The organism is Caballeronia sordidicola, assembly GCF_001544455.2.
GTDB lineage: Bacteria > Pseudomonadota > Gammaproteobacteria > Burkholderiales > Burkholderiaceae > Caballeronia > Caballeronia sordidicola.
Window position 1 is genome coordinate 131,730 of the sequence record NZ_FCOC02000001.1, and the last position, 15,593, is coordinate 147,322.

Genomic DNA, 15,593 nt, shown 5'->3' on the forward strand with positions numbered 1-15,593 from the left:
CACTCCCACTCGATCATCAACAGACCGCCCAGACCCGCATGGTTAAAGGGTTTGGTTGTGATCGACATAGGCCTTTACCGTCGCTTTTACCGTCAGGAAAACACACCCTTTGCTAGCGCGGGATTCGGGGCGATTGCGGGGCGCCGACTTATCATCAATCAACATCAATCATACCGAATAGGCGACAAGACTTCAGGCTCTTCTGCACTGGGCTCTCCAAAGAATTGCCGGTGTTAGCACGAGGCTGGCTCGTCAGTTCGTTGGAACGCCGTAGCGCTTGAACAAAGCCTCGAAGAAGGCCTTCAAGTCCGCCTTGGCTGCTGGCGCCTGCAGCTCCACGGCCCCAAAGCGAAAGACTTCATATCCCGCGAGCTTGAGTTCGCGATCACCCCGGACCATCTGCGCATAGCGTTGCACGTCGGCACTCCCTGCGCCGTTCGCGTAGTGGTGCTTGCCGTCCACTTCGATGACGACGCGCACGCCGTGCGGTAGCAGCAACAAAAAGTCCATGCGAAAGCGCAAAAGTGCGTCCGGCCCTCGCTCCTTGACCGTGCGTGGATCCCAGTGAAGCCATACTTCCGGCAGCAGTGCGGGCAGATTCGGTACGGCGCTGCGGAACCCCTCGAAGAAGGCATCGAACAACAAGGTCTGCGGCGGAGAGTTGCGGGGCAAGCTGGCCTTGAGACGCGTACAGCGAACGCTTGGCTTGCGCGGCATCAGCGATCTGCTCGGCATCACCCCACCACTGCTGCAGATCGCTCCAGCGCAGTCCATCGTTGCCGATGGGACGGTCATAGACGAGCACCTTATCGGCATTGGTGACGATCTCGATGTCGTTGTCCAGCGCGTCGCGGAAACGCAGGTCAGGCTTGTCGGGTGAGGCAAAGATAAGATTCTTCGGCCGACCTTTGATCGTCGCGTGCAACGAGACCATCGAGAAGACCGGGTAGCCTCCTTCCGAATCTGTCTCGCGCAGTTCGACGCCGCAATTGCGCAGCGACTCGTTGACGCAAGCGACGAAGTGGCGTTGCGCTGCCTCGTCGGGCCGCACGTCGGCCGAAGCCAGCCCCTCAAGAAGCAGCGCAAAGCGTCAATCGGAAGCGTCATAGGCACCCAACTGGTCGAACAGCGTTTCGGCCGGCCAGTCCTCTGGATTTCGGTGGACGTGCTGCTGAATGTCCGCGCGCAATCCGCTGGGCTTGCCGCCTAGCAAGTTCATCCAGTCATCGGCATTCAAGATCCACAACTGATCCAGAAGGTCATCGAACCCGCAAGCATCCCCATACAGCTCTTCGCTGTTGAGTCTTCGAGCGACCTCACGCCGATAACGCTTCGGGATCGGCGGACACCCACTGTCACTCCAGAGAATGTCCTGAATCTGGTTGCGCGTAGTGGCATTGGGCGGATGGCGCACCAACAGCTTGCGTGCAACCGCAGGCAGATCTGTGTCGGCGGCCGCCTCGAAGCTGGAGGTCATGCGGTCACGCTGGAACCGTCAGTGGCAGGAACGGGCAGCCCCAATTCTTCGCAAAGCGTCGGCAACATGGTGTGCGTGCCGGCGTCTTTTAACGCCATGATAAGCGGTGCCAACAGCGAGCGAAGATGCGCGTAGTCCATCGGATGCGACTCAACCTCTCAGCACCATGGCGCGCAGCAGCGCGTCGATCTGACCGAACGCATCCTGCTGCCATTGCTCGGGCGTGCGATCACCCAGCGCACGCGTGTCTTCGACGAAGCGCCTCACACAGGTCGGCCCGTATCCCTCAAACGTATCGAACTTCTCGGCGATGTACCGGAAGCCGCGTTCGCCGCTTGCATGCCCCAGCAGCGGCTGACATTCCCGTGCCAGTGCGTCGATGCCATCGGGGTAGTTCCGCACGCAGTAGTAGATGTCGTAGGCGTCCTTCTGCTTGTAGCGGCCCACCAGTGCATGACCCTTCATCGCCAGCAGAGCGGGGATGGAACACACCGCGATCTCTACACGGTTTGTCCCGCCGTCCGGCATCGCCCCCGTCACCGCCACGAGTTGATAGAACCGCATCGCCAGATCAGCGCCATCCGCCCGCTGCACGGCAAAGTCGCTGATCAGTGGGGGATCGTTTTTTACGATTTCGGCGTCGCGGGGCATCAAAAAATCAACTACGACGTCGATTGCTTCCCCGCCATCTCGCGCGGGAACCTGGCGAACCAGCTGGAAGCGCCTAGGCCCCTCGCGCTGGATGTATCCATGGCCTTGAAGCGCGCCGATCAAGGTGGCGTACTCGCCGTCGCCGAGTGCTTCCGCGTCCAGCCCAACGTCCACGTCGAGCGTGCCGACGTGGGGCATGTCTTCACTGGCCAGCAGCAGCCAGGGAACCGCGCCGCCGACGATCGCGAACTTGCCCTTGAAGCTGCCAAGGATCTGCCCGATTTCGATCAGCACGGACTTCACGGCCGCAGTCGTGCGGTCGTCGTACTCGGCCGCCGACTGAGGTTCCTGTGGGGGTGTTATTTGGGCCATGAGAGTCGTTCCTGTCGCAAGTGGTCCGCCGCCTCGGCGCCACGCTCGCCGGCAATGGAAAGATCAAGGTAGGTTTGAACCGGGCTCGTACAGATCGCACCGGGCGCTGGCTCAACGGTATCGGCGAGTAGTCCCAAGTCCTTCGGCACAGTGACGACCACGTTCTCCCCTTTGGAGCTGAGCGTGAGCTTCAACGCTGCCTGGAGCTTGCGCAGGCCTTCGTCGTCGGCAAAGAAGTAATGCGAGCCGGCGCGCGCGTATGGAGAAAGCCACTGCGCAGCCGAAAACGATGCGAAGGCCGCACGTCCAGGACTATTGTTCGCACGCAAAGCGCTTCGAGCCGCATCTTCAAGTGCGCTGCCATGCAGCGGCGTGTAGAAGCGCAGCCGCTCACCAGGTGGCGCGGTGTAGCTCTCCCGCCAAGCGTCTAGCAGTGCATCGGGCTCGGAGAGGACCAAGCCATCATCCGAGGCACGTGCCCATTCCCGATCAATCAAGCCGGTGCGCACATTGCTGACGTGTCCAAGACTGACCCCGGAGATTTCCGACAACTCAGTGACCCGCCATGCGCGGCCAGGCTCACGCAGCATAGCGCGGAGCACTTGGGCGGACTTTGGCTTGAACAGCGACTTAAGTTCGCGTTGTTCGGCCGCAGGCCTGTCCGCCACCATGCGCTCAATGAACACACCGCCGAACGCGATCCGGACGTTTCCCTCCAAGTCGAGATAGCTGACGCCCTTCTCTTCGCATAACTGCCTAACTGCGGGTGAAATGTAGGGGGCGATGAAAACGGGCGTCGCCTCGGGGACTCGATGCGCAATGTAGTTCCGCAGCTCCAGCAGCGCGGACCGTGCGTACCGCGGTTGCCCGTTCGACTTATACTCGCAGATAAGCAGGTGCGGCCGACCGTCCACGAGCAGCCGGGCGATCAAGTCCGGCTCCCAATCGCCGGACATGACTTCGGCGTCGATGCCTTCGATCTGAAGGATCGGAATCTTCTCAAGCACCGCGCGTAGCGCCTCACCAGCGAGAGCCTCTGCCTCTTTCATCAAACTGACCTCTTTCAACATACGCTGAAAATAGCATATTTTCTGAAAACTGCGGACCTATTCACCAGAATACCGACTTTCAACAATCGATGAAATATTATGATTTACTGAAATTCCTAGATTGTTGAACCGGTTGGAGTCAGGCTACGATATCCACAACTATCCGAATACCTGCATCTGCAGCCGGCAGGCCGCGTCGACGCAAGCATTTGGCAACTTGACGAGCAACGCGCAGGCCTATGTCCACAAGGGCTGCTGGAGGTCAGCTCCCCACCCTCTTCTTGAATCTCCGATCTCCGGCGACGAACGCCTCCAGCATGTGGGAGATCAACACCATCACATCGGCCGCTTCGCCGTAGGTCTCGCGGGCATGACCGCGTAGCGGTCAAGATTGGTCTTGAGCGTGGCCGGACACGCGAAGGTCAGCTTGATACTTTCGGTTTTCGGCAGTGGCCCGAGCCGCAGTCTCCTAGTCGTGCCCATTGCATTGGCCCTCGCTGGACAGAGAGCGGCTGGTAGGGGTGTCGATCAAACTGTAAGTGCGGCCGCTGCGATGAAGCAGCGGGGGATCATGGCTGCCGGTAGCAATTCAAAACCGGCAAACACCTCGCGACTAACCTGCTGCACCTACTCGCAAATGAACGCCGATGCCGCTTCCCGAGCGTGATCGACGTCAGGACTGCGGTAAGCCTTTTCTGGAATCTCCGAGAGCCTAGATCCATGCACCTGTCCGCTGAGGCCATAGAATTTCTGGAAACTCATGATCAGCGGAGACTATTTGTCCGGATCGATGCAATTGATGTGGCCTTCCATTAGCAGGTCCGGGTGGACATGCACGCGCTGGATTCTCACCTCGATCAAGGTGATGAAGCCACGCAGTTCGGCGCTGTCTTCCCCGACGCCATGCGTTGCCGCAACGACCGCTTCCGAAAAACCGAGTGGTCGAGGGTCGACGCTACCCATTGCCGCGCCCATCGTCGGCGTCGCCCTGTGTCAGTTCGAGGTCGTGCATTGTCATCGGTACCTAAAATATCTGTGCCTGTCTTTATCGAGCCGTGCGCCCCGTTATGCCCCTATCGCAAGGCGCAGAATTGCTGCCGCGCTTCGCGGACGATCCTATCAGCGTCTGAAACAGTTGATGATTGGACCAGAACTTGCTTGTTTCGTCGGAACTAATGGCGGTCGACGATGATTAGAGTACGTCTGGTGGACGATGAACCTGCCATCGTGGAGGTGTTGGGATTGGCCCTGACGGAAAATGGGCTCAAGGTCCGCATAGCTTCGAATGGCGTGCGCGCGCTCGACCCGGTTGCGCAATGGCGGCCTGACGTTGTCCTGTCGGACTGGATGATGCCTTTGATGGACGGCGGTGCCCTCGCACGAACTCTTAAAAGCGCGCCTGAACTGGCCGCTATCCCAATTTTCATAACAAGTGCACTGCATCCAGCCGGCAATCTGCCCATTGACGAGTTTTTGCAGAAGCCCTTCGGAGTGTCTCAACTTCTGCGGCTTATCCAGCGCCATACGCTCCGCCGTGCGGCGGCATCTAGATGCGGGCGGGTGAATCGCGAAGGCAAATGACTAGGCAAGTCATCGTACACACGGACAGATGAATCTTACAATTCTTCATAAATGCTTACATCACCGGGCGGTGCTTCGGGAGTTCGGTGCCAGCCCAAACAAATAAAGTCGGCTTCCAGGGAGAGGCGTATGTCATCGATTGCGGAATACGCGGACGAACAAATCCGCCTTGCGACACTTGCAGAATACGGCGTCCAATCAGCACTTGCGGACCCTGGGTTTGATCGTCTGGTGCAGCTCGCCGCCAGCATTTTCGGGGTTCCGATTGCGCTTGTGTCACTGGTTGAAGCCGAGCGTCAGCTTTTCGCCGCCAGCGTCGGGCTGGACGTGTGCGAAACTTCGCGTGATGTCTCGTTCTGCGCGTACGCGATGCGGGGTGAAGACATCATGATCGTCCCGGACGCCCGCGCGGATCTACGCTTTCGGAATAACCCGCTCGTGACGGGCTCACCTTTTATCCGTTTCTATGCGGGCGCGCCGCTGCGCACCGCCAACGGACAGTCGCTGGGGACGCTGTGCATCATTGGCCATCAGCCGCGCGAAAGCTTCAGTGAGCATGACAGGCGCAACTTGCGCGATCTTGCAGCGCTCGTACTGGACAAGCTCGAGCTTCGCCGGCTGGAAATGGCACGGCGTGCGAGCCAGTTTCGCTTTGAGAAGATCGCCGGCACCTCGCCTGATGTCATCATCTGCGCGGACGATCAGGGACGTACGACATTCTGGAATCCGGCTGCCGAGAAGCTACTGGGTTATCGCGCCGACGAAATACTAGGACACAGCATCGATCTTATTGCGCCCGAGGAGTTCACCGCACGCCTCTATCAGTTGGCGGCCGCCGGCGAGTCGCTCACCGAGGGGCGCACAGTGGAAATGACGGTGCGTGCGGCCAATGGCACGACGATTCCGGTCGAATTGTCAGGCTCGATGTGGCGCGAAGACGGCCGGCCGAGTTTCGGCGCCATCCTGCGTGATATCACGGAGCGGCGTCAAAACGAAGATCGATTATTCCGCCTGGCTCACGTCGATCCCCTCACGGAATTGCCCAACCGCACCATGTTGCGCGAGCGCGTAGAGCAGGCGCTCAGCGATGAGATGTCAGCCTGCGTGATGATGGTGGATCTCGATGGGTTCAAGGACGTCAACGACAGCCTCGGCCATTCGGGCGGCGACGCGGTTCTCATCAATGTCGCCCGCCGGCTGCAAGCTTGCGTGCGAGCCGGCGATACGGTTGCTCGGATGGGCGGCGATGAATTTGCGATCCTGCTTCCGGGATTACCCGACGCGAACTCGGCCGGACGCATCGCCGACAGCGTGATCGCCGCGGTGTCACAGCTCCTGACGATCGACGGGCAGCCCGTGAACATTGGTGCAAGCGTCGGTGTCGCGATGTTCCCAGGGGATGGACTCACGGTGCGGGAGCTGCTCTCAAGCGCCGACCTTGCGCTCTATCAGGCAAAGGCCGAAGGACGGCATTGCCGACGTTTTTTCAGTGCTGATCTGCGCGAGGCGGCGACGTTGAAGCGAGCCTATCAGGGTGAACTCGCCAGGGCGTTTCGCGAGCAGGAATTCGAACTGTACTACCAACCGCAGGTGAGGCTGAGCGACGGCGCGCTCGTAGGAGCCGAGGCATTGCTAAGATGGAATCACCCGGAAAAGGGCCTGCTCGGACCCGGCGCATTTCTTCCTGCGATCGAAGCGGGGCTGCTGGCGCCCCAGATCGGCGACTGGATCATTCGTACCGCTTGTCAGCAGGCGGCACTTTGGCGTGGCCCGTCGACAACCGATTTCCGAATGGGCATCAACCTGTTCGGCGCTCAGTTTCGCGCGGGTGACCTCGCTGACAAGGTCATGGAAGCACTTGATGAGTTCAACCTCCCGCCGACGGCGCTCGAACTGGAGATCACGGAGAACATCATCCTGCGCCACGACGAGCATATGCTCCGGCCGCTGCGGAAATTGCATGAACTTGGCGTGGGTATCGCCTTTGACGACTATGGCACTGGCTACGCGTCCCTCAGCATGCTCAAGCGCTATCCGTTATCGCGCCTGAAGATTGACCAGACGTTCGTGCGGGCGATGCTTGACTCGCCTCCGGACGCCGCCATCGTTCGGGCGATCCTATATCTGGGACACAGCTTTGGTCTTGAGGTCATCGCGGAGGGCGTGGAAACGGAGGAGCAGGCGACGCGATTGCGCAAAAAGGGATGCGGAACGGCACAGGGCTTCCTGTTCGGCAGGCCAATGCCCGCGGACGAGTTTACGCGGCGATTTGTTCTCGGCGATTCGCTGGCCAGCTCTCTCGGTCAGTAGCACAGCATCCGATGATTGATTTCCAGCTCTTAGTCAGAGAACTACATTTTGTCGACTCTTGGGCGCAAGAGATCGGGGTCTCGAGGCGGGCTATCGTCGAAAAGCGTTTAGACAGGCGATAGAGGCGGATTTTACCTGTCGCCCTATCAGTTCGCGAAAAGATGGCCGTGGCCCGCTCCTACGGTTGACTGATGCTAAAACAAGACCGCACCGCCGCGATCGACTTGGATGCAGCAGGGACGATCGGAGATGGATTACGAAGAAGTGCTGAACGTCGGACTTTAAAGTGCACTACCACGAGTTTCGGGCTTGCGAACGCCTGACCTGTGCTTGCTTCTTAAACTGGCATCGCTCATTCCTTGAAGTAGCGCGGCATTGCGTAGTTGATCAAAGTGGTCGATTGTTTAAACAAGCCGCACCTGGCTGACCGTCAACGACGAACTGACGAATGAAGCGTTCCATGGCTGGAAAATCCCGAAAGCGCAAATGCGCCTCTCCGCGTAGGGGGCCTCCGAAGACCCGCGAGATGCTACTCCCCACGGCGTTGGCCTCGGCTCGAAGCGTCTCTCTGCACAACCACCTCGCGCTCGTCGCGTTGCGGCAGGGACAAGGCAACATCGATCTCGCGGGTGAGTTGTTGAAGACTGTCTACCTGACCCACTTCTTGCCCAGTTTTGAAAACACTCGTGCAACGTTAGAGCACGTCGTCGCAGCGGAGCAAAGTCTCAAGGCGTGCATCTTGAACGCCGCGACAACCGGTGAGTGGATTTTGAGCGACATTGACTGTCAGGCTATCCAAACGGTATTAGAGCTACACGATGCCCAGCTCTCGTCGGTTCCGGTTCATCGGATCGTCGCAGCGAAAGCTCGACTGTCGCGCATACTGGAAGCAGGAGCTTTTCCGAATCTCGCCACGACATTTCGTGAAAGCAGTCGACAAGACTGACCGATTAACGCCGATCAGCAGCATGTTCGAATTTTGCTCAGTGGAGGTTTGGTCAGCAAACCTGTTTGCCTTATTTCCGCACTTCCCAAAAGCCCTTATTCAGACTCGTACGACGGATGCCGGTTTCGATCGCTATCTGGTAAAACCGGCTGATTCCGACGTGTTGATTCGCCTGTTACGCGAACCATAAGAAAACGCTATGGTTGACGGGCAAGCGGAAGGGTAACGACAAAGCAACTGCCCGAGCCGCGTCCAGCGCTCTGCGCTATCACAGTGCCCCCGTGAGCGGTGATCAGTTCGCGTACAACCGTGAGTCCAATGCCAAGGCCCACATCATTAAAAGCAATCGCATGAGTATCCTGTAGAAAGGGTTCAAACACATGAGGCAGCGCCTCGGCGGTGATTCCAATCCCCGTGTCCGAAAGTGTTATCACAACCGATGGATCATCAACTTTTACTTCAAGGTCGATTGCTCCTCCGTTTGGAGTGTACTTCGATGCATTGTCCAGTAGGTTACTCAAAGCCTGAGCCAAGCGCGCAGCATCGCCATTAACATTCAACGTAGACTGAGGTTTAGATACAGTCAACTCTTGGGCACGGGCGTTCACTAGGTGACGGCAGTTCTCGATCGCCATTTCAACGATGCCGGTCAGGTCGACATGTTCTTTCTCAAGTGTGAACCGACCCGTCGTCAGGCGCGACATGTCGAGCAGATCGTTCACCAGTCGCGACATCTGAGCGACTTGTCGTTCAATAATCGCTTGAGCCCTGGGTGCGGGTGATCCGTTCGTTCCAGTTCGACCGAGCGACTGCGCGGCGGCAAGTATGGGTGAGAGTGGATTACGCAATTCATGTGCTACGACAGCAACGAATTCATGCTGTTTGCGCAAGGCTTGCTCGGCGGCCGCCCGTAATTCTTGTTCCCCGATTGCGGCGATTACCAGTTGTTCGTTCGCCTCTTTGAGATCTAGATACCTTGCGGGATGAAGCGTCGTAAGTTCGAATTCGGTCGCCCGCTTCATGATCAAATCCGTACCCGCGCGCGGGTGATCAAAGGCGAGTGCATCATTATTGTGGAAAGCATACCCGCCGTTGCCGTGCCCCCGCCGCTTGGCGCGATACATCGCGGCATCCGCTCGATCTACAAGGGTTTGAATATCGTCGGCATCATCGGGATAAATACTACCGCCGACGCTCGCCGTCAGCCACAACTCGTCCTCGCCAATGTGCGCCGGAAACGTCAGGCCTTCAACGATCCGGCTGGCAGCGATAGCAGCAGCGCCGGGCGAGATGTCGGTAAGCAGCACGAGAAACTCGTCCCCACCCCAGCGGGACACGGTGTCTGTTACCCGAGCCAATGCGACCAGCCGTTGTGCCGCTTGCTTCAAAACGTGGTCTCCGACTGCGTGCCCGCGTGTGTCGTTGACCTGCTTAAAACCGTTCAAGTCAATAAATAGCACTGCCAGTCGCTGTCCATTGGCCTTCGTTTCGGCGCTTGCCCGTGCAAGACGGTCGAAGAAAACATTACGGTTCGGAAGTCCCGTCAACGCGTCGATGTCATGACTTTTCGATACCTCATCGAACGCGCGGGCGGAGGTCTCGGACTCGGACTGCGCCCTGAGTGCTGCGATTACAAGCTTTTCGTTCGCCTCTTGGAGATAATCCGTTGCCTGGAGACTTCCCAGCCTGCGCTCGGCTTCTGCGACTGCCTGGCGCAGCGCTAAAAGCTCGGCTCGCAAGTCGTCCGCCTGCCGGCGAAGGCTCGCCAGTTCGGCATCGGCAGCGCTTATAGCACCTGGTCCGCGCACTTCAGGTTCGGTCACGACAGCGTCCTTATGGATTACCGTCCGGCTGGTGAAGCGGCGGATTTCCGGACGAATCTCTGCGTTGGCGGTTGCGGGTTGGCCGGCCGCCAAGCAGCCCTTCCTGATCCGACAGCATCTCCCCGATACAAATGCCGCTGTCATCGATGGTGTACTCGCGCAACTCATCCGAATGCCCGCTGCCCCGGACCTTCACCACCGCCATCACACGACGCAAGCGACTCCCGACCTCAATATATCGTTGCACAATGATCGCGTCCGTCAGGAATGCCGTGCCATAGGGGCTGAAACGAAGGTCGGAATACCGATCCTCCAACTCGGAAGTCATCAGCACAGTCACGCCCTCTGCGGCGAGCGCTGAGACGAGTTGCAAGAGTGATTCTCGAAAGTCCTCTCGAAAGGTCGGTGCCAAAGCGAGCTCGAATCCCGATAGCGAATCGATCACCACACGCGTTGCTTTGCGTTTGCGAATCTCATTTCGCAACAAGATAACAACCTCATCGATCGAAATATCTGGTGCGCGCGTATCAACCAATCCCACCTGCCCGGATTCAATCAATTTGGCCAAGACACCGTTTCGCTGCCGATTTCGCCGCTGCTCAAATGCCACGAACACGCCGGTCTCACCGAGGCGAGCCCCCTCGGCAAGAAATCCCGCAGCGAGGATGCTTTTGCCCGAACCAGAAGGACCAGCAACGAGCAGCGAATACCCTCTTGGAAGACCGCCCATTAACATCTCATCAAGCCGGGGGGTACCCAAAGGTACGCGGACATCCTCGCCGTCCTCTTGCTCACCTACGTCCGCTATCGCGGCTCTTGCAGGAGCAAAAACATTAATGCCGGCGTCGGTGATTCGAAACGAATGCAAGCCAGGGAGCGTTGCCTGACCGCGCAGCTTCATGATTTCCAACTTGCGCACCATTGAATTGCGCTGAACGCTTTGACGAAGCCAGATCAATCCGTCTGCCACCGTGAAGACCGGGTTCGTATCGATCTCAGTAAAATACTCACCGATCAGAAAGGTTGTGGCTTGCCAACTCGTCATCACCATGCCAAGCCGCTGCATGAACTGTTGTAGCTCATTCTGCTGATCGCTAGGTGCGCTCCCGGAAAGCACCACCGAGCGAAACGAATCGATAAACACCAGCGCGGGCGAATAACTTTCGACCTCGGTAATGATGCGCGTCAACACTTGATCCAAGTTGCCTTCCTGGGTGTCGTCGCCTAGATTGACAAATCGTACCGAGCGATTGATCGCGTCGTTGTCGAAAAAGTCGAACTGTTGCTGATACCTCAACATCTTCAGCGGTGGTTCACCCAGAACCGTGAGATAGAGTGCCGGACGCTCCGGCGTCGCAAGAGCAAACATGATCTGATGGGCGAGCGTTGTCTTACCACAGCCGGGCGGACCCGCGACCAAATTGAAGGAGAACTCCGGAAGACCACCGCCGAGCACCTCATCCAATCCTGGGACACCGGTCGCCAAGCGGTTAATTTTCACTTTGGCATTCATAACGAGTGATCCTGCGCGGTCTCGCCGCTTGATGAGTCGACCCACGCCGATTCGAGTATTCGCTCGGCGAGTGAGGGACCGATTAGATTTGTCAGCAATCCGTAGAATTGCAAAAACAGAGTCGTACCGCCAGCGAATGCCTCATCCGCCGTCCGGTCTGCAATGAGCAATTTGAGGGCATTGAAATCTAGGGGCTTCTTGTCATTCTTGGAAAGGTCCAAGAACCACGGATGCACAGACGCGGACAGAAACAGGCTTCGTCGCAAGAGCGCAGCGACCCCTTCCCGTCCAATGATCGGTATCAGTGCGGATTCTGCGTCGCTCCATATTTGAGCGATTGCCTCGGCGATTTGTGTCGAATTTGCAGCTCGTCCGACGCGCAGCGCAAGAGTCGACACAATTCGGGGGCCCTCTCGGTTTTCGATGGACATGAGTCGCTCGTAGTTTGCTGCATAGTAACCTACCGGGGAATCGCCATGATTGGCAGGGGCGGGACGGATCGGCAAACGCGAAGGGCCGCGCGTCAGCGGAAATGCTGCCTTCCGACTGCCGTCCTCCCTTTTTCACCGGGAAGGTTTGAAAACGCGCATTACATGTTTTCGTCAAAGTTCCAGCGGCCGAAGCGTCGCCACAGCCAGCCGAGCGTAGCCATCCGTCAGCGGTTGACCGCGAACCCTGCGCCGCAACGCGGGAACCTTCGCATCTACCCAATTAGAGGGAAAAACCGCCCTTCGTTGCCGTCGTCCCATGTGACAGCCGCTCGGTCAGGGATTTTCTACAGCGAATTCAGCAACAACAGCGCTATGTCAACAACTGACGATAGGCCCCACGAAGTGCTCGGAGCGGATGTCGGAAAAACTCTCCACTGCTCTGCTTCAGCACCGAGCGTGCCCGCGAGGGAGAAACGTCTCATGACGAAAAGTTTACGCATCTTGAGTCAATGAAATATCAAATTCTCCCGGTTTAAGCAACGGATCGCGCGCTTCAGTGAGACCGCTGAAAGCTCCTTACAGTTAATTGCTCGCCCCGGTGCTGGTCGCCAACTAGCCGATTTAGGTCGAATTGTCCGCTGCGTAAATCCATTGTTTTGTAAGCGACACCGTCGCAATGTCGGAGATAGTAGACATCAGCGGCCAAAACACGGTCATAACCTCTTTCTTGCATTAGCGGTTGATCATTGGGTCCGCGAACGGCGATCTCTGCCGAGCGAGTGGAGACCGGTCCATGAAGGCGACGCGCCATCTCAGGTTGACGGGTTTGATGCTAAAGCGTCGCCTTGATAATGCAACCGCCGCTGCTGTCACCGAATTGCGCTATCTGCGGGACCATGCCGCGGATGAACGGCGGACACAGGAAGCCAAACAGCGACCGGGGTTTTCGCTCATGAACTGCTTAACGCCCTCTCCGTGGCGACGCTGGCTTTTGAGGCGACAAACGCTTGTAGCTTGAACTTGTCGGGCACACCGGCGGCGTGCTGCGGGGCGGAGTGATGGCGCTACGGCCCTCACGATCGCGCCCTGGATGATGGCCAGGTATCGGCTGACAGGCGCGACTCGGCGCAACCGATACCATAATGAATGTCGCCTTGCGTACAGCGCGAATTGAGCTCTGAGATCGTTTCTTCATAGACCTTTGCATCTTGCGAGGCGTTGTCAACCCCTCGCAGCGTTCGCGTGAGAGGTGATCATCGTTCGCTCTGCAGTAACAACGTGGAATAGGCTCATGGGCGAATGGGCGCGCATGTATTGAAATCGGTCACAATAGCGGGTCGGCTCAATGCCATCAAATGATACAAAAATGGAAAATTTACCGATGTCCGAAGTGGTCAGGAGCGCGACACAGATTTCCGCGACCCGCTTGCGCCGTCAGCACGAGTTGGCCGTGCGCTTCGGCATGTGGGCATTGAAAGAGCCCCGACCCGAAGCTGTCCTGAGTGAAGCATGCCAAGTGGTGTCACAAGGCATGAATTCACGTTTCGCAAAGGTTCTCAAGTATCTACCGGACGATAACGAGTTCGTGCTGGAAACCGGGGTGGGTTGGGATCGCTCGGATATCGGACACACGCGGTTGGGCGCCGACGATGCCAGTCCTGCGGGATTCGCCTTCGCAAACGGTCGGCCGGTGATTTCCAATCATTTGGGCCAGGAGCATCGGTTTCGCACGCCTGAAATCTTGATGAAATACGGCATTGAACGGGCGATTAATGTGCCGATTCGAGGCACGCCGACAAGCTGGGGTGTGCTCGAAGCGGATAGTCCCGACGGCGACGAGTTTACTGAAAGCGACCTCGTCTTTCTTGAGGGGGTGGCCAACGTCATCTCGATGACGCTGGAACGGCTTATGGCCGACTCGCACGCGCATGCGTCCGAGGCGTTTTCCGCAAGCGTACTCAACGCCAGCCCGGACAGCATCAAGGTCTTGTCGCAGAACGGTGCAATTGAGTTCATGAACCTAAGCGCCCTTCAGCAAATGGAAATTGATGACCCGACGCTTGTCGAAGGAAAACCCTGGCTCACGTTGTGGCCTGAACTTGCCTGTGCACAGGTCGAACACGCCCTCGAACACGCGTTCGCGGGCGAGTCGGTCCGCTTCGAAGCTTCTCGGCCAACACAGAAGGGACAACCCCGATGGTGGGACGTATCGATTGCACCAATCGTCTCAAACGACGGCAAGATCGAGCGCGTTGTCACGGTTGCGCGTGACATCACGGAACGCCGCAGACACGAGGAAACCCTGGCGCAACTTAGCGAAGCACGTGAAAATCAACTCGACTCGAGCGAAATGATGATGAAGGAGGTGCACCACCGCGTGCGTAACAGCCTTCAACTCGTACAAACACTTTTGTTTTTACAAGCAAACCTGGCCGTCGAAGAGGAAGTCAAGAGCCAATTGAGAATTGCCGCCCGCCGGGTTTCGACAGTCGGTTCGGTCCACGAGCGCCTCTATATGGCAGACGGAGCCGAAGCCACCGATGCGGCGTTGTATCTGGAAGGCCTGATCGACGATCTGCGTGCAGGATTCAATGACCGGCCCATCGAACTGTCGGCGAAGTCATTAATTCTTCCCGCAGCGCGGCTTGCTCCGCTCGGGCTGATTGCCTGCGAGCTTGTGACCAACGCATTGAAATACGGAAAGGGAAAAGTGAGCGTCACGCTGGAGCGGACCACAGACGCCGTTGAACTCGTCGTCTGTGACGAAGGAGATGGATTTCCGGACTCGTTCCCGAAGCCACAGGGAACCGGCCTCGGGATGAGGCTGGTGAAGACGTATTCCGGCTTCGGGCAAGACGCGATTGCAGTCGATCGCTCCGTCCCTTTCAGCAAAATCTCGGTGAAATTTAAGGCGGTAAGATAGTCTGCGAGGTGCGGTCGCACTCCTCTGGATGTTTGACGGCACCGCCATCGTGACCTTGCGTGCCGATCTGGCCGGAGCTTATGCCGAGGCATTTGCAAGCGCGTTCGCCTATATACGCGTCTGGCATTATCTGGCGGCCCGCTGTCAAGTGGTGTCAGCACAGAGTTCAATGCTGACCGATTATGCCGGCTCGCGGCCGACATGTTTCTCTGTAAGCAGAACATTAGGGTTCAACGCATTGCGATGGGTGGCCCGCGCGCCCAAACCGATGCTTCGCCCTATGGCGGGGCATGCTCTTTCTTGATCGTTTCCTTGGCGTCGCCGTCGTTCTTTTTGGCTTCCCAACGCCTTGTTGAATGTCTTCTTTTACCTCTTTGGGCCGTGCATGTTGATTTTGTCCGCATCCCCCACCTGACGCGGTAGGTCAGCATTCCGTGCAAACCAACACCGTATAGACGGTCACACTGCCTACAACGTCAATTCTCCTTACCCTTGACCTTCACCGACCTTCGGCCTG

Annotated in this window: 14 protein-coding genes and 3 pseudogenes; 7 read left to right on the forward strand and 10 right to left on the reverse strand. The window is 57.9% G+C overall.

What is annotated here, in order from left to right; genetic code table 11:
• Positions 1-252: 252 nt before the first annotated feature.
• Positions 253-642, reverse strand: coding sequence for a putative endonuclease domain-containing protein (locus AWB64_RS32145; RefSeq protein WP_244163920.1), 390 nt, complete (start codon positions 640-642; stop codon positions 253-255).
• Between the two features lie 37 nt (positions 643-679).
• Between AWB64_RS32145 and AWB64_RS32150 the strand changes: the two genes are divergently transcribed.
• A complete protein-coding gene (locus tag AWB64_RS32150) occupies positions 680-880 on the forward strand; it encodes a hypothetical protein (protein WP_244163921.1) in 201 nt (66 codons plus the stop codon).
• A 114-nt stretch (positions 881-994) separates the two neighbouring features.
• Here AWB64_RS32150 and AWB64_RS32155 read toward each other — a convergent pair.
• The 6 genes and pseudogenes from AWB64_RS32155 to AWB64_RS00535 all read right to left on the reverse strand — a co-directional run.
• Positions 995-1,477, reverse strand: a pseudogene (locus AWB64_RS32155) (AbiJ-related protein); the annotation flags it as partial.
• Positions 1,474-1,617 carry a hypothetical protein gene (locus AWB64_RS32160; protein WP_244163897.1) on the reverse strand — a complete coding sequence of 48 codons (144 nt, stop codon included), beginning with the start codon at positions 1,615-1,617 and terminating at the stop codon, positions 1,474-1,476. The pseudogene AWB64_RS32155 and the gene AWB64_RS32160, both read right to left, overlap by 4 nt.
• A 10-nt stretch (positions 1,618-1,627) precedes the next feature.
• Positions 1,628-2,500, reverse strand: a complete 873-nt coding sequence (locus tag AWB64_RS00525) for a nucleotidyl transferase AbiEii/AbiGii toxin family protein (RefSeq protein ID WP_208603232.1) — start codon at positions 2,498-2,500, stop codon at positions 1,628-1,630.
• On the reverse strand, positions 2,488-3,570 hold the full coding sequence (locus tag AWB64_RS00530) for a type IV toxin-antitoxin system AbiEi family antitoxin (protein WP_060816685.1): 1,083 nt from the start codon (positions 3,568-3,570) through the stop codon (positions 2,488-2,490). Before AWB64_RS00530 ends, AWB64_RS00525 begins: the two co-directional genes overlap by 13 nt.
• 241 nt (positions 3,571-3,811) lie before the next feature.
• A pseudogene (locus tag AWB64_RS30665) lies at positions 3,812-4,032 on the reverse strand (DUF2274 domain-containing protein).
• 144 nt (positions 4,033-4,176) lie between these two features.
• Positions 4,177-4,476: pseudogene (locus AWB64_RS00535) on the reverse strand (flavin reductase family protein); the annotation flags it as partial.
• A 279-nt stretch (positions 4,477-4,755) separates the two neighbouring features.
• On the opposite strand from AWB64_RS00535, the gene AWB64_RS00540 reads away from it, so the two are divergent.
• The 4 genes from AWB64_RS00540 (at position 4,756) to AWB64_RS31435 (ending at position 8,576) form a co-directional block, all read left to right on the forward strand.
• Positions 4,756-5,130 (forward strand): response regulator, encoded by a 375-nt coding sequence (locus AWB64_RS00540; protein ID WP_157766554.1) that lies wholly within the window; start codon positions 4,756-4,758, stop codon positions 5,128-5,130.
• Between the two features lie 129 nt (positions 5,131-5,259).
• A complete protein-coding gene (locus AWB64_RS00545; RefSeq protein ID WP_060816687.1) occupies positions 5,260-7,440 on the forward strand; it encodes a putative bifunctional diguanylate cyclase/phosphodiesterase in 2,181 nt (726 codons plus the stop codon).
• Positions 7,441-7,966: 526 nt separating this feature from the next.
• Positions 7,967-8,386, forward strand: a complete 420-nt coding sequence (locus tag AWB64_RS00550; RefSeq protein WP_157766555.1) for a hypothetical protein — start codon at positions 7,967-7,969, stop codon at positions 8,384-8,386.
• Complete coding sequence (locus tag AWB64_RS31435) at positions 8,364-8,576, forward strand: response regulator (protein WP_157766556.1); 213 nt, start codon at positions 8,364-8,366, stop codon at positions 8,574-8,576. The genes AWB64_RS00550 and AWB64_RS31435 overlap by 23 nt, the downstream gene beginning before the upstream one ends.
• A gap of 7 nt (positions 8,577-8,583) precedes the next feature.
• On the opposite strand, the gene AWB64_RS00555 is transcribed toward AWB64_RS31435, so the two are convergent.
• The 3 genes from AWB64_RS00555 to AWB64_RS00565 are packed head-to-tail and all read right to left on the reverse strand — an operon-like array spanning position 8,584 to position 12,153.
• Positions 8,584-10,302, reverse strand: a complete 1,719-nt coding sequence (locus AWB64_RS00555; protein ID WP_082850321.1) for a diguanylate cyclase domain-containing protein — start codon at positions 10,300-10,302, stop codon at positions 8,584-8,586.
• Positions 10,220-11,722 (reverse strand): ATPase domain-containing protein, encoded by a 1,503-nt coding sequence (locus AWB64_RS00560; RefSeq protein ID WP_060816690.1) that lies wholly within the window; start codon positions 11,720-11,722, stop codon positions 10,220-10,222. Before AWB64_RS00560 ends, AWB64_RS00555 begins: the two co-directional genes overlap by 83 nt.
• Entirely contained in the window at positions 11,719-12,153 is a 435-nt protein-coding gene (locus AWB64_RS00565; RefSeq protein ID WP_060816691.1) for a hypothetical protein, read from the reverse strand. The genes AWB64_RS00560 and AWB64_RS00565 overlap by 4 nt, the downstream gene beginning before the upstream one ends.
• Before the next feature lie 1,381 nt (positions 12,154-13,534).
• Between AWB64_RS00565 and AWB64_RS00570 the strand changes: the two genes are divergently transcribed.
• A complete protein-coding gene (locus AWB64_RS00570) occupies positions 13,535-15,076 on the forward strand; it encodes a sensor histidine kinase (protein ID WP_244163898.1) in 1,542 nt (513 codons plus the stop codon).
• Positions 15,077-15,104: 28 nt separating this feature from the next.
• Positions 15,105-15,380: a hypothetical protein gene (locus AWB64_RS31440; protein ID WP_157766558.1), complete on the forward strand. Its 276-nt coding sequence runs from the start codon at positions 15,105-15,107 to the stop codon at positions 15,378-15,380.
• Positions 15,381-15,593: the final 213 nt, after the last annotated feature.